Here is a 13,290-nt window from a genome sequence, read left to right on the forward strand (position 1 = left end):
GGCCATCCGGCAAGCTCCTTCCCTGGCCCTCGGGCCGTCGCATCCTCGGCCCTTCGGTGGGCCCTCACCGACCGTCAACCTGGGGGCCAGCCCCCTCCCTGGGGATCGACGGTATTCTGGCGAATCGTGGAAAAAAGGCAAGGCCGCATGGACCGATCGGCCCGGGCGGCCCGACGGGCCGATCAGGAGGCCGCGTCGACCCCGACGGGCGGCCCCTCATCGAACATGCCGATCCGGCGGAATTTCTCGTACCGGCGGTCGAGCAGCCCGTCGCGGGGCAACTCGGCCAGCTCGCGGAACGACCGGATCAGGTAGCTCTTGAGGGCCGACGCGGCGCCTCGGTGGTCGCGGTGGGCCCCGCCCAGCGGCTCGGGGATCACGTCGTCGATGATCCCGAACCGGAGCAGGTCGCGGCCGGTGAACTTCAGGGCCTCGGCGGCGCGGGGGGCGTGCTCGGCCCCCTTCCACAAGATGGTGGCGCACCCCTCGGGGCTGATGACCGAGTAGTAGGAGTGTTCGAGCATGGCGACCCGGTCGCCCAGGCCGATGCCCAGGGCCCCGCCGGAGCCTCCCTCGCCGATCACCACGCAGATGATCGGCGTGTCGATCCGGCTCATGGCCATCAGGCTCTCGGCGATCAGGAGGGCCTGCCCACGCTCCTCGGCGGCGATCCCCGGGTAGGCGCCGGGGGTATCGATGAAGCAGACGATGGGCAGGCGGAACTTGGCCGCCATCTTCATCTTGAGGAGCGCCTTGCGGTAGCCTTCCGGGTGGGCGCAGCCGAAGTTGCAGGCGGTCCGCTCGGCCAGGGTCCGCCCCTTCTGGTGGCCGATGAACATGACCTTGTCGTCGCCCAGGTGGGCGAACCCGGTCACGATCGCCTGGTCGTCGCCGATGGCCCGGTCGCCGTGCAGCTCGACGAAGCGGTCGAAGACCAGTTCCAGGTAATCCCGGGTCTGCGGCCGGTTCTGGTGCCGCGACACCCGGACGGTCTGCCAGGGGTCGAGGTTGGCGAAGGTGGAGCGCTTCAGGTTGGCCAGCTCGCGGCGCATCCGACGGATCGAGTCGGCCGACAGGGCGGCGTTGTCCGCGCCATCCCGCTCCTTCTGCCCCGCATACAGCGCCTCGATCTCGGCCAGGCGGGCCTCCAACTCGTAGATCGGGGCCTCGAACGGGAGGCGATACTCATTCGGGCTGGACATGACAGGCCACCGGATCCTTGGGTTCGTTTCGCTGGGTCGATCGAGGCGGGGCGGGGGGCTAGAATCCGTCGCGACTGGCGGGATCGGGGACCGGATCCGTCTGGAAGATGCGGATCTTCGCGAATCGGGCGAGGAACTCGTGGAGGCTCTGGGGGCGGTCCGCCGGCTTCTTGCGGATCATCTCCAGGACCAGGTCGGAGAATTCCTTGGTCACATCCTTGTTGTAGGACGTCGGGGGGTTGGGGGTCTCGCGGATGTGCTTGTTGAGCAGCTCGTTCTCGGAGTTCGCCCGGAACGGCTGCCGGCCGCAGGCGAACTCGTAGCAAGTAATCCCGAAGCTGTAAATATCGGCGGTGGGGGCGGGGGACTCGCAACGAATCTGCTCGGGCGACATGTAGCTCTTGGTCCCCTGGCGCGGGACCTTCATCCCGAGGATCTTGCCGATCCCCGAGATCGGCCGCCGGCTCAGGGTATAGTCGATGACCCGGACCTCGCCCGACTTGTTGGCCATCAGATTCTCGGGCTTCACGTCCCGGTGGATCCACCCCTTGTCGTGCATGTAGGCCAGGCCGCGGGCCGCCTGGGTGATGATCCGGTGCAGGCTCGTCTTGACGATCGGGAAATCCTTCGGCTTGTGCATCGCCAGGCGGAGCTGGAAGCCGGGGAAGTAATCCATCACGAAGTACGGCTGCTCGGGGTCCTTGACGTACTGGTGGACCCGGATCAGGTTCGGGTGCTGGAGTTCCATCCCGAGCTTGGCCTCGAACGCGAACGCCCTGCGTTCGGCCGCGTCCACCCCGCGCGAGGCGAGCAGCTGCTTGACCGCGTAGCGGCGCCCGGTCGGCTCGTGGAGGACCTCCATCACGATCGACGTGGCGCCCGGATAGATCGTGCGGACGAACTTGTACTCGCCGATCCGATCGTCGCTGGTCGCATGCGTCGCCAAGGTCGCACTCCCGGTTGCGAGTCCAAATCCTGGGTCCGGTCGCCGGGGTCGCGGCACGGAGGCGGACGGTCGCGGCCCTCCCCGGGCCAAGCCATCCCGGTCCATGCCCCCGGCGGGCCCCCCCACCCTACCAGATCTCGGCCGGGCGGGGCAACTTAGAGCCCCTCCGCCGCCCGTCCGGTCCCGAATCCTCTCCTTACGGCGCGGCCGCCCCGTCGTGACGGGCCGCGCGTGGCGATCCGGGCCCGGCGGGGGTAGCATCTCCTCATTGGTGTGTCGCGAGCGTTCCGGTCGGAGAGGGACCCGATTCATGATGGCGATGCGAGAAGACCGATTGCGGCGGCCGGGCCTTGGGCCCGCGATCGCGCTGGGGATGTTCGTCCTGGGCCTGTGGGGGGGCATCACGCCCGCGTCCCTCGGGGCCGAGTCCCAGGTCTACAAGACCCGCGACGGAAAGGCGTTGAAGCTCGCCATCACCAAGCCCGACGGGTGGAAGCCGACGGACCGCCGGCCGGCGATCGTCTTCTTCCACGGGGGCGGCTGGGTCGGCGGCAAGCCCTCGCAGTTCGACGAGCAATCGCGCCACCTCGCGGGCCGGGGGATGGTGTGCATCCAGGTCGAGTACCGGCTCCTGGGCCGGGCCGGCAAGGAGCCGCCCCTGGCCTGCGTCCAGGACGCCAAGTCGGCGATGCGCTGGGTGCGCGGCCATGCCGGGGAACTGGGCATCGACCCGGACCGGATCGCGGCCGGCGGGGGGTCGGCGGGGGGCCACCTGGCGGCCTTCGTGGGCATGGTCGAGGGGTCGGACGACCCGGGCGACGACCTGGCCATCTCGCCCCGGGCGAACGCCTTGCTCCTGTGGAACCCCGTCTTCGACAACGGCCCGGACGGCGGCTGGGGGACGGAGCGGGTCGGCGACCGCGTCCGGGAATTCTCGCCCGCCCACAACGTCTCCGGCGACGACCCGCCCGCCATCGTCTTCCTCGGGACCAGGGACCACCTCATCCCGGTTCGGGTCGTCGAACGCTTCGAGGCCGCCATGAAGAAGGCTGGGGTGAGATGCGAGACCGTCTACGCCGAGGGGCAGGGGCACGGCTTCTTCAACAGGGAGCCCTGGAAGTCCCGGACGCTGGAGTCGGCCGATCGATTCCTCGCGTCGCTCGGCTGGCTCGAACCGCCCGCGCCGGGCGCGTCGATCGAGTCAACCCGTTGAGACAGGGAGGGTTCGAGGATCCGGGTCGCGCAAGATGCGCCGGCGTGTCGACCTGGACATCTGGTCCCGGCCGAGTATAATCGGCGCCGCGCCTATCGGTGAGATCGGCATCGCTTGGCATCACCAGGATGGTGCGGATCGAGATTCCTCGCGCGGGAGGCGGGCCGAAGATGGCGAATTCCCTGAAGGACGAGCTGGCATCGCTGAAGATCGACCGCCGGGGCGGCGGCGATTTCGGGCCCAGGCTACCGCGCGAGCGGCCGGCCCGGAAAGCGAGGCGGCCCAGGGGCGGCGGGATCGGGATGACGCTGCTCTCGCTCATGTTGTGGGTGGTCCCCCTGGGGATGCTCGCCGCGGGCGGGACGATCGCCTATCGCCAGTACCAGTCGATCCGCTCCAAGCCCGAGGTCAGCGTCGCGATGGTCCAGGCGATGACCTCGGGCGAGGCCGAGAAGCTGCTCAGCGCCAAGGGCTACCTCAAGTCGCGCAACCAGGCCCAGGTCGGCGCCCGGATCCCCGGCCGGCTCCAGGAGCTGTTCGCCGAGGAGGGGACCAAGGTCAAGCGCGGCCAGACCCTGGCGATCCTGGAGCACAACGACCTCGACGCCTCGCTGGAATCCAAGAAGGCGATGGCCCTGCGGGCCAAGGCCGATGTGGAAGAGGCCCGGTCCGACCTAGAGCTGCGCAAGCTCAAGGCCGAGCGGGCCCGGCGGCTCCAGGAGCGCAACATGTCGGTGTCGGTCGAGGAGATGCAGCAGGCCACCACGTCGGTCGGGATGGGCGAGGCCCACCTGGCATCGCTGGAGGCGTCCTACAAGCTCCAGCTCTCCCAGGTCCGCGAGGCCGAGGAGGCGCTGATCAACATGACCATCCGCGCCCCGTTCGACGGCACGGTGGTCGAGAAGCCGGCCGAGATCGGCGAGATGATCACCGGCGGCGGGATGGGCTCGGGCGTCTCGATCGGCCGGTCGGCGGTGCTGACCATCGCCAACCTGGACGTGATGGACGTGGAGACCGACGTCGCCGAGAACCTCCTGTCGCGGATCGCCATCGGCCAGCCGGCCGAGATCTCCGTGGCGGCCGTGCCGAACAAGCATTATCGCGGCCGGCTCCGCCAGATCATCCCGATCAGCGACCGCGCCCGGGGCACCGTCAAGGTCAAGGTGGAGATCCTCGACGTCGACGATCGGCTGTTCCCCGAGTTGGTCGCCACCGTCCACTTCCTGCCGGACAAGTCCCACCAGGGGCCCGACGTGGGCAAGAGCCACCTGTTCGTCAACAAGGCGGCCCTGTTCGACGAGGACGGCCACTCCCACGTCTGGTCCGTGGACGGCAAGAATACGCTCCACAAGACCCGGGTCGAGGTGGCCGTGACCAACGACGACCTGGCCCGCGTCGAGACCGGGCTGAAGGCCGGCGACATGGTCGTGCTGGCCCCGGGCAAGACCCTCCGCGAAGGCGAGACGGTGAAGCTCGCCGACTGACCGCGGCGCCGGCCCTCGGGCACGCCGCGACCCCCTAGACACTCCGGGAGCTACGGAATGGCCGAGGTCCACTCGATCGCCCTGAAGGGCGTGAACAAGGAATATCGCCGCGATGCGTTCCGCATCCCGGTGCTGGTCGACCTGGACCTCGACGTCGAGGAGGGGGAATTCCTGGCGCTGATGGGCCCGTCGGGCTCGGGCAAGACCACCCTCCTGAACCTGATCGCCGGGCTCGACCGGCCGACCTCGGGCTCGGTGGTCGTCCACGGCCATGAGCTGGCCGACCTCGGCGAATCCCAGCTCACCCGGTGGCGGGCCGACAACGTCGGGTTCGTCTTCCAGATGTACAACCTGATCCCGGTCATGTCGGCGTTCGAGAACGTCGAGCTGCCCCTGCTGCTCACCAACCTGTCCCGCCGCCGACGCCGCGAGAACGTGATGACGGCCCTGCGGATCGTCGGGCTCGAAGGCCGCGAGGACCACTACCCCCGCCAACTCTCCGGCGGGCAGGAGCAGAGGGTCTCGATCGCGCGGGCCATCGTCACCGACCCCTACCTGATCGTCGCCGACGAGCCGACCGGCGACCTGGACCGCACCAGCGCCGACGAGATCTTGCAGCTGCTCTCGCTGCTCAACCGCGAGTTCGGCAAGACCATCGTCATGGTCACGCACGACCCCCAGGCCGCCCGGAGCGCAACCCGGCTGCTCCACCTGGACAAGGGCCAGCTGGTCGGCGACGTGGCCCAGCCGAGGATGGGGGCGGCCTCATGAAGTTCCTGGGCATGGTCCTCCGCAACGTCCGCCGCAACCCGATCCGCACCTTCCTGACCGTGGGCTCGCTCACGATCAGCCTGTTCCTGTCGATGATCCTGATCTCGTTCTCGACCATGGGGGCGGAGTCGGCCCAGTCGGCCCGGGGGTTCAACCGGATCGCCGTGCTGAGTTCTCAGGGGTTCACCTCCCCCGTGCCGATCGCCCTGCGGCGCGAGGTCGACGCGATGCCCGAGGTGGTGGCGACCACCCCGTTCTCGTGGTACGGCGGCAAGTACAACGAGGAGCCGATGCCGTTCGCCATGTTCGGCGTCGACCCCGCGACCTTCTTCGAAGCCTTCGACGAGTTCACGATCCCCGCCGATCAGCTCGCCGCCTGGAAGGTGGACAAGGCCGGGTCGATCATCGGCCGGAAGCTGGCGGAGAGCCGCAATCTCAAGGTCGGGGACCCGCTCCCGCTCAAGGACGGCGTCTACCCGATCAACCTGAACACGACCATCCGGGGGATCTACGACGGGCCGAGCAATCGCGACCTCCGGACCTGCTACTTCCACTGGGAGTACCTCGACGAAGGGCTGCGCAACAACGGCAACGCCGGGATGTCGGGCAACGCCGGGATGCTGTTCGCCCGCTGCAAGGACGCCGGGCAGATGGCGGCGGTCTGCCGCCGGATCGACGCCTCGACGCTCAGCAGCAACAACCCCACCAAGTCGCAGAGCGAAGAAGCATTCGCCAACATGTTCAACGAGATGGCCGGCGACTTCAAATGGATCATCATCGCCATCGGCCTGGCGGTGGGGATCTCCCTGCTCTGCGTGGCCGGCAACGCGATGGCCATGGCCCTCCGCGAGCGGACCACCGAGGTCGCCGTGCTCAAGGCGATCGGCTTCCAGAAGCCTTTGGTGATCGGCCTGATCCTGGCCGAGGCGGTGTCGATCGCCGCGCTGGGCGGGCTGTTCGGGGCGATCGGCTGCAAGCTGCTCTGCGACGTCGTGGACCTGTCCGAATATTCGGGCGGGTTCCTGCCGTTCTTCTACGTCCCGTGGTCGACGGCGCTGATCGGCATGGGCGCCTCGCTGTTCATCGGGCTGGCCAGCGGCCTGGTGCCCGCCATCCGGGCGGCCCAGCTCTCGGTGGTCAATGGCCTGAGAAAGGTGGTCTGACCCCATGGTCCCGATCAAGTACAACGTCCGCAACCTCCGCGCCCGCTGGGTCAACACGAGCCTGACCGTGCTGGGCACGGCGATGATCGTCTGGTCGTCGTGCGCCCTGTTCAGCCTGGTGGAGGGGCTCCAGCACAGCCTCAACGTGTCGGGCGACCCGCTCGACCTGATCGTGCTCCGCAAGGGGGCGGACTCGGAGACCTCCAGCGGATTCGACTCCGACAAGGCCGACAAGATCCCCAACCTCCCCGGGATCGCCCGCGATGATTCCGGCAAGCCCCTGGCGGCCTCGGAACTCGTCAACATCCCGATCGCGGAGCGGGTCGATGGGGGCCGCACCAACCTGATCATCCGGGGCGTCGAACCCGCCTCGCGCAAGCTCCGGCCCGATTTCACGATCGTCCAGGGACGCGACTTCGAGCCGGGCAAGGGGGAGTGCATCGTCAGCCGGAGCCTGTCCCGCCGGTTCAAGGGGGCCGGGCTGGGCGGGACGCTCAAGGTGGGCGAGCGCGAGTCCTACCGCGTGGTCGGCCTGTTCACGGCCGGCGGCAGCGCCGCGGAGAGCGAGGTCTGGGTCGATCGGACGGACCTGGGGCAGAACATCCGCCGCGAGGGGAGCGTCTCCTCGGCCCAGCTCCGGGGGGCGACCGCCGCCGACCGCGACCAGCTCCGCAAGACTCTCCAGGACGACCCCCAGTTCAAGCTGGCGGCCGTATCCGAGGCCGATTTCTACGCCAAGCAGTCGGCGACGGCCACGTTCTACAAGGTGGCCGGGGTGATCATCGCCCTCTTCCTGGGCATCGGTGCGATGTTCTCGGCCGCCAACGTGATGTACGCCGCCGTCGCGTCCCGGACCCGCGAGATCGGCACCATGCGGGCCCTGGGCTTCTCGCGACGGGCGATCCTGGCCTCGTTTTTGGGCGAATCGGTCCTGCTCTGCACCCTGGGCGGGATCGTCGGGCTGCTGGCCACCCTTCCGCTGTCCGCCTTGACGTTCGGGACGAATAACTTCGACACATTCGCCGAGGTGAGCGTCCGGTTCCGGATCGGTCCGCTGGTGGTCGGCGTCGCCCTGCTGATGACCCTGGCCATGGGCTTGCTGGGCGGCCTGTTCCCGGCCGTGCGGGCCGTCCGTATGGACGTGATCTCGGCCCTCCGGGAACTCTAGGCTCCCGGCCCCACCCCCGATCCGGGAGGCCGACCTCGCCGCGGCGGACCTGCCGCGGCGAAGAATCCCCGATCGGCGTGCCGTCGAGCCCACCCCGGCCGAAGGCCATCGGAACCGGTTCCATCGGGCAGGGCGACGATCCTGTGCTCCGACGGGTCCAGACGCGGCCCGCGCCCCGATCTCCCCGCGATCGGAGCACGGTCGTGGATCGACGATCGCCTCGGCAGGCCGGGCGGCCCTCCGGGGATGACCCCACCGGCGAGGCGGCACGCGGATTGCGAGGAACCGATCGTCGAATGTCGATCAACGAACGCCGGGACCGATCCGACCATGTCGAACCTCCGCGTCCTGCTCGCCGACGATCATATCGTGGTGCGCGAGGGGCTCCGGGCCCTGATCGAAGCCCAGCCGGATATCGATGTCATCGGCGAGGCCGGCGATGGCCATGAAGCCTGGAAGTTGTCGATGGACCTCGGGCCCGACGTGGTCGTGATGGACATCTCGATGCCAGAGATGGGCGGGGCGGCGGCCACCCGCCTGATCCGCCGCGACTGCCCGGAGACCCGGGTCCTGGCCCTGACCGTGCATGAAGTCCTGGGATACATCAGGCAGATGCTCGAGGCCGGCGCCTCCGGCTACGTCCTGAAGCGAGCCGCAACCGACGAGCTGGTCCGGGCCATCCGGTCGGTGGCCTCCGGCGAACGCTACATCGACCCCCGGTTGGCCGACCAGCTCCAAAGTGACGGGGCCGGCCGGGAGAATGTCGGCCATCCCGACCCCGTGGTGCTCACCGAGCGCGAGGCCGAGATCGCGCGGCTTCTGTCCCGGGGCCACATCAATCGCGAGATCGCCGACGCGCTGCAGCTGAGCATCAAGACGGTCGAGGTCTACAAGGCCCGCACCCTCGCGAAGCTCGGCCTCCGCAGCCGCGCCGACCTGGTCCGGTACGCGATGGACCGGGGGTGGCTCCACGAGTCGTGAGCCGCCCCCGGGGGCCGACGGTCAGACCGGCGCGGGGTTCCGCTCGGAGAAGCTGACCCGCTGGTGCCAGTAGGGATAGGCGGGCGTGGTGGCGCTGGCGGCGTCGAGCCGGGCAACCTGATCGGCGGTCAATTCCCAGCCGACCGCGCCGAGATTCTGCCTGAGCTGCTCCTCGTTGCGGGCCCCGACGATCACGTTGGCCACGCTGGGCCGGCGGAGCACCCAGTTGAGCGCGACCTGCGGCACCGTCTTGCCCACCTCCCCGGCGACCTCATCCAGGGCGTCGACGACCCGATAGAGATGCTCGTCGGCGACCTGCGGCCCCTTCTCGTTGGAGAGCTTGCCGTGGAGCCGGCTGGTCTCGGGCAGCGGCTGGCCGCGGCGGATCTTGCCCGTCAGCCGGCCCCAGCCCAGGGGGCTCCACACGACCGCCCCGACCTTCTGGTCGAGCGCCAGCGGCATCAGCTCCCACTCGTAGTCGCGGCCGATCAGCGAATAGTACGCCTGATGGGCGACGTAGCGGGCCAGGCCGTACTTCTCCGAGACGGCCAGCGACTTCATCAGGTGCCAGCCCGAGAAGTTGGAGCAGCCGATGTAGCGGATCTTGCCGGCCCGGACCAGGTCGTCGAGCGTGGCCAGCGCCTCCTCCACGGGCGTCGCCGCGTCGAACGCGTGGAGCTGATAAAGGTCGATGTAGTCCGTGCCCAGCCGCCGGAGGCTGGCCTCGACCGCGGCGGTCAGGTGGGCCCGCGACGAGCCGACATCGTTGGGGCCGGTGCCGTTGCGGAACGTCCCCTTGGTGGAGACGATCACCCGGTCGCGCCGGCCCTTGATGGCCTGGCCCAAAATTTCCTCGGCGGCCCCCTGCGAATAGACGTCGGCCGAGTCGAACATCGTGAGGCCGGCGTCCAGGCAGATGTCGACCAGCCGCGTGGCCTCGGCGACGTCGGTCGCCCCCCACGCCTTGAACAACTCCCCGCCTCCCCCGAACGTCCCGGTGCCCAGGCTGAGCACCGGCACCTTGAACCCCGAGGCCCCGAGCTGGCGATAATCCACGGCGATGCACTCCATAAGGATCGGGTCGGATGCTATGATCTGCGATCGAAACCGTTCGCAGGACCGATCATTCGACGTTCGGCGAACATTCTAGGGGGGGCCGGCCCCCGGGCAACTCCGCCGCCCCGAGGTTCGACGGATCGCCACGGCCGTGGCCCTCGGCCCGCCCGGGATGATCGACCATCTCCGGGCGAGGGCGCCGCCGCTTCGCCCCTTCCCGACCCGGAACAAGGCCGATGAAATCATGAGCATCGCATTCGTGTCCGCCTACCTCAACGACCACCTCTCCGGGGCGGTGGCCGCGTTGGAACTCCTGGATCGCCTCGAGACGGCGCACGCCGGCGCCCCGATCGCGACCCTGGCCGCCGGCCTGCGCGAGGACATCGCGGCCGACCGCGGCGTGCTGGAATCCCTGATGGGGCGGCTGGGCATCGCGCAGGCCCCGACGAGCAAGGCGACGGCCTGGCTCGCGGAGCAGGCCGCCCAGCTCAAGCTCTGGCTGGACGACCCATCCGGGGGCGGGCTCCGCCTCCTGGAAACGTTCGAGGCCCTGTCCCTCGGCATCGAGGGGAAGCGGCTGATGTGGCGGTCGCTCAAGGCCGCCGCCGCCGACCGGGTCGAATTCCGCGACCTCGACTTCGCCACCCTGGAGCGCCGGGCCGTCGAGCAGAGGGCCGGCGTCGAAGCCTTCCGCCTGGGCGCCGCCAAGGGTGCGCTCGGCGGTGCCACCCCGCCCACGACCGCCCCCTGAGCCCCGGCCCCGCACCGTCCCCGGCCATCGGCGAGATCCGGAATCCCTGGCATTCGTCAAGCATCGGCATTCCCTTTGCTCATGCCATCCAGGCAGAACCGAGGCCTCCCCGACCGGTTGGCGGGGGGATGCCGATCCGAACCCGACGAGGCGATGACCATGGCCGATTCCATCAAGGACAAGCTCCAGGACGCCGGCAACAAGATCTCCGAGGCGGCCACCAGGGTCGGCCACGCCGTCGGCGAGAAGGTGGAGGAGACCGCCGACTGGGCCAAGGAGACCGCCCACAAGGCCGGGAACCGGATCGAGGAGATGGCCCAGAAGGTCGAGCACTCGACCGGGGCGTCGCTCGGCTCCAGCACCGGGGCCACCGGCTCCACGGCCGACATCAAGGAGCATCAGGACGTCTATGCCTCCTGCGGCACCAAGGTCGGCCGGGTCGACCACGTCGAAGGGTCGAACATCCGCCTGACCCGGGGCGACAGCCCGGACGGCATGCACCACCTGATCCCCCTCTCCTGGGTGGCCAAGGTCCACGATCATATTCATCTGAACAAGGATCACGTCGAGGTCCAGAGCCAGTGGACGCCGGCCTGATCACCGATCCACGCCGGATCGCCGGGCGCCTCGCGGTTCGCCCGGCCCGGCCGCCCGCCCGTCGGGCCCATCCGTCCCGTCGAGGACGACCACCGATCACGCTATTCCCCCGTCAGCCTCGCGTCCCCTCGCATCCCGGGGCCGGCGCGACCGCAGTTCCATGATCTTGGGCGGCCCTCATGACCACGCTCTTCGAACGCTTCCGCTCGATCCTCTACCGGAATCAGCCGGGGGAGCGTTATCGGATCCTGATCGCCGAGGACCATGTCGACCTCTCGAACATCATCGCGATGCTGCTCGAGCACTGCGGCTTCGACGTGAAGCAGGCCCACGACGGCCGCATCGTCCTGGGCCTGGCCAGGGCATTCCGGCCCCATTTCATCCTGCTGGACGTCAAGCTCCCCGGACTCAACGGATACGAGGTCGCCGAGCAGATCCGGGGGGATGAGACCTTCGCCCACACGATCATCATCGGGGTCTCGGCCTACAGCCCCGTCCCCCGCCCGGGCCTCCCCCTCAAGGCCCACTTCGATCATTATCTGACCAAGCCATTCGACCTGGAAACCTTGCTGGGCGTCCTCAACCCCACGTCAGGGCCGTCATCCGGGGTCGCCCGAGGGTAGCCCCCGGGCGGCCCCCCGTTGCAAGACGCCATCGTAGAGTTCCAGCATCAAAGGCAGCGTCCGGTCGAGCGAATATCGCCCGGCGATGAGTTCGACGCCGGCTTCGCCGAGATGCCGGTAGGACGAGGGATCCTCCAGGACCTGGAGAGCCCGGCGGGCGAGCCCGTCCGCGTCGTGGAAATCGGCGAGGATCCCGGTCCGATCCGGATGGATGAGTTCCCGGACGGGAGCGGTGTCCGACGCGAGGACGGTGGCGCCGCACGCCAGGGCGTTGAAGAGCGACCAGGACAGGACGAATGGCACGGTCAGATAGATGTGAAGGTCGCCCAGCGAGATGATCTCGGCGAGTTCGTTCGGCGGCACGCGTCCGGTGAAGATGAACCTGGACAGGTCATAATCGTCGCTCGCCAGCACATGCTCCCGGAAGCTCTGCTCCTTGATGCGCTTGAGGTCGCCGCCGTAGGCAACGCGGTCCTCCCCGACGACGAGGAAGACGACATCCGGACGAGCCTGATAGATCTTCTTCGCCACCTTCATGAAGACGTCGAATCCCCGCATCGACTCGAACCCGCGCGAGACGTAGGTGACGATGCGCGTCCCCGGCTCGATCCGGCGGCCCCCGACTTCCCGAGCCAGGCCCTCGCGGCGACGCCAGATGGAGGTGTCGATCCCATCAAAGATCGTGCGGACCTTCTCGCGGAAGGCCTCGGGCAGGAGGCTCCGCTGCCACCGGGTCGGGGAATAGCCCGCGTCGCAATTCTCCAGGTCGAGGAGGATCATCGCATTGCGAGCATACGACCGGAGCCGATCCTTCTCCTCCGGGGGATGCTCCGGGCGGAAGTCGAGATCGCTCCCACTGGGCCGGTAGAAGTACTCGAAGTAATTGATGATGGGACAGTCAAACAATTCGCGAAGGAACAAGGTCGACCCGAATCCGCTGTGCCCGACGATCAGGTCGGGCGACCGATCCAGCGTCTTGCACGCCTCGTAGACCCCGTGGGCATGGGCCACGGCATTCTCGAAGGTCCGGGTGCAATAATGGTTGGTCGCCTTGGCCCCCCCCATCGGCTCGTAATGGACCCGGCGCACCCCGCCCCCCTCGCCCGCCGGCTGGTGCGTCACGAACGTGCAGGTATCTCCCCGGTGCCGCGCCAGATAGGACGCGATGTGGCCGAACTGGGCGGGGAAATTCTGATGGACGAAGAGGATGTGCATGGACTTTTCCGCGGGGCCACCGGGATGATGGGGCCAATCTACCAGCCGCCAGATACGTTTGCGAGCAGGCCGATCCGTTGCAAGGATCGGCCTGCTCGCGAAAATCCTCCAGGGATCGCC

General features: G+C 68.7%; 13 protein-coding genes. 9 read left to right on the forward strand and 4 right to left on the reverse strand.

The annotated features are described in order from the left end of the window. Positions 1 to 182 precede the first annotated feature (182 nt). Positions 183 to 1,202 carry an acetyl-CoA carboxylase carboxyltransferase subunit alpha gene (locus tag TA3x_RS17630; RefSeq protein ID WP_435015968.1) on the reverse strand — a complete coding sequence of 340 codons (1,020 nt, stop codon included), beginning with the start codon at positions 1,200 to 1,202 and terminating at the stop codon, positions 183 to 185. Between the two features lie 58 nt (positions 1,203 to 1,260). After that, positions 1,261 to 2,148, reverse strand: a complete 888-nt coding sequence (locus tag TA3x_RS17635) for a serine/threonine protein kinase (RefSeq protein WP_435015969.1) — start codon at positions 2,146 to 2,148, stop codon at positions 1,261 to 1,263. Positions 2,149 to 2,458: 310 nt separating this feature from the next. Between TA3x_RS17635 and TA3x_RS17640 the strand changes: the two genes are divergently transcribed. From TA3x_RS17640 to TA3x_RS17665, 6 genes are all read left to right on the forward strand, one after another. Beyond that, a complete protein-coding gene (locus tag TA3x_RS17640) occupies positions 2,459 to 3,361 on the forward strand; it encodes an alpha/beta hydrolase (protein ID WP_435015970.1) in 903 nt (300 codons plus the stop codon). 170 nt (positions 3,362 to 3,531) lie between these two features. Further along, entirely contained in the window at positions 3,532 to 4,845 is a 1,314-nt protein-coding gene (locus TA3x_RS17645) for an efflux RND transporter periplasmic adaptor subunit (protein WP_435015971.1), read from the forward strand. Between the two features lie 57 nt (positions 4,846 to 4,902). Next, positions 4,903 to 5,616 (forward strand): ABC transporter ATP-binding protein, encoded by a 714-nt coding sequence (locus TA3x_RS17650; protein WP_435015972.1) that lies wholly within the window; start codon positions 4,903 to 4,905, stop codon positions 5,614 to 5,616. Further along, entirely contained in the window at positions 5,613 to 6,779 is a 1,167-nt protein-coding gene (locus TA3x_RS17655) for an ABC transporter permease (protein ID WP_435015973.1), read from the forward strand. Before TA3x_RS17650 ends, TA3x_RS17655 begins: the two co-directional genes overlap by 4 nt. 4 nt (positions 6,780 to 6,783) lie before the next feature. Next, positions 6,784 to 7,947 carry an ABC transporter permease gene (locus tag TA3x_RS17660; RefSeq protein WP_435015974.1) on the forward strand — a complete coding sequence of 388 codons (1,164 nt, stop codon included), beginning with the start codon at positions 6,784 to 6,786 and terminating at the stop codon, positions 7,945 to 7,947. Between the two features lie 330 nt (positions 7,948 to 8,277). Next, positions 8,278 to 8,928, forward strand: coding sequence for a response regulator (locus TA3x_RS17665; RefSeq protein WP_435015975.1), 651 nt, complete (start codon positions 8,278 to 8,280; stop codon positions 8,926 to 8,928). A 21-nt stretch (positions 8,929 to 8,949) separates the two neighbouring features. Here the strand turns inward: TA3x_RS17665 and TA3x_RS17670 are convergent, their stop codons facing one another. Next, a complete protein-coding gene (locus tag TA3x_RS17670) occupies positions 8,950 to 9,984 on the reverse strand; it encodes an aldo/keto reductase (protein WP_435015976.1) in 1,035 nt (344 codons plus the stop codon). Positions 9,985 to 10,228: 244 nt separating this feature from the next. On the opposite strand from TA3x_RS17670, the gene TA3x_RS17675 reads away from it, so the two are divergent. The 3 genes from TA3x_RS17675 to TA3x_RS17685 all read left to right on the forward strand — a co-directional run bounded on the left by TA3x_RS17675 (position 10,229) and on the right by TA3x_RS17685 (position 11,955). Beyond that, a complete protein-coding gene (locus tag TA3x_RS17675; RefSeq protein ID WP_435015977.1) occupies positions 10,229 to 10,735 on the forward strand; it encodes a hypothetical protein in 507 nt (168 codons plus the stop codon). A 159-nt stretch (positions 10,736 to 10,894) separates the two neighbouring features. Beyond that, on the forward strand, positions 10,895 to 11,332 hold the full coding sequence (locus tag TA3x_RS17680) for a DUF2171 domain-containing protein (protein WP_435015978.1): 438 nt from the start codon (positions 10,895 to 10,897) through the stop codon (positions 11,330 to 11,332). A gap of 179 nt (positions 11,333 to 11,511) precedes the next feature. Further along, positions 11,512 to 11,955 carry a response regulator gene (locus TA3x_RS17685; protein WP_435015979.1) on the forward strand — a complete coding sequence of 148 codons (444 nt, stop codon included), beginning with the start codon at positions 11,512 to 11,514 and terminating at the stop codon, positions 11,953 to 11,955. Here the strand turns inward: TA3x_RS17685 and TA3x_RS17690 are convergent. Beyond that, positions 11,932 to 13,170 (reverse strand): glycosyltransferase, encoded by a 1,239-nt coding sequence (locus TA3x_RS17690; protein ID WP_435015980.1) that lies wholly within the window; start codon positions 13,168 to 13,170, stop codon positions 11,932 to 11,934. The two genes, TA3x_RS17685 and TA3x_RS17690, sit on opposite strands and share 24 nt — an antisense overlap. Positions 13,171 to 13,290 lie beyond the last annotated feature (120 nt).

The sequence above is a fragment of the Tundrisphaera macrotermitis genome, assembly GCF_051175315.1.
Taxonomy (GTDB): Bacteria; Planctomycetota; Planctomycetia; order Isosphaerales; family Isosphaeraceae; genus Tundrisphaera.

Excerpts from the sequence above, each read along its gene's own strand:
- TA3x_RS17685 (WP_435015979.1), top strand. The coding sequence starts at position 11,512 with ATGACCACGCTCTTCGAACGCTTCCGCTCGATCCTCTACCGGAATCAG.
- TA3x_RS17640 (WP_435015970.1), top strand. The coding sequence starts at position 2,459 with ATGATGGCGATGCGAGAAGACCGATTGCGGCGGCCGGGCCTTGGGCCC.
- TA3x_RS17650 (WP_435015972.1), top strand. The coding sequence starts at position 4,903 with ATGGCCGAGGTCCACTCGATCGCCCTGAAGGGCGTGAACAAGGAATAT.
- TA3x_RS17665 (WP_435015975.1), top strand. The coding sequence starts at position 8,278 with ATGTCGAACCTCCGCGTCCTGCTCGCCGACGATCATATCGTGGTGCGC.
- TA3x_RS17630 (WP_435015968.1), bottom strand. The coding sequence starts at position 1,202 with ATGTCCAGCCCGAATGAGTATCGCCTCCCGTTCGAGGCCCCGATCTAC.
- TA3x_RS17690 (WP_435015980.1), bottom strand. The coding sequence starts at position 13,170 with ATGCACATCCTCTTCGTCCATCAGAATTTCCCCGCCCAGTTCGGCCAC.
- TA3x_RS17675 (WP_435015977.1), top strand. The coding sequence starts at position 10,229 with ATGAGCATCGCATTCGTGTCCGCCTACCTCAACGACCACCTCTCCGGG.
- TA3x_RS17655 (WP_435015973.1), top strand. The coding sequence starts at position 5,613 with ATGAAGTTCCTGGGCATGGTCCTCCGCAACGTCCGCCGCAACCCGATC.
- TA3x_RS17660 (WP_435015974.1), top strand. The coding sequence starts at position 6,784 with ATGGTCCCGATCAAGTACAACGTCCGCAACCTCCGCGCCCGCTGGGTC.
- TA3x_RS17645 (WP_435015971.1), top strand. The coding sequence starts at position 3,532 with ATGGCGAATTCCCTGAAGGACGAGCTGGCATCGCTGAAGATCGACCGC.
- TA3x_RS17680 (WP_435015978.1), top strand. The coding sequence starts at position 10,895 with ATGGCCGATTCCATCAAGGACAAGCTCCAGGACGCCGGCAACAAGATC.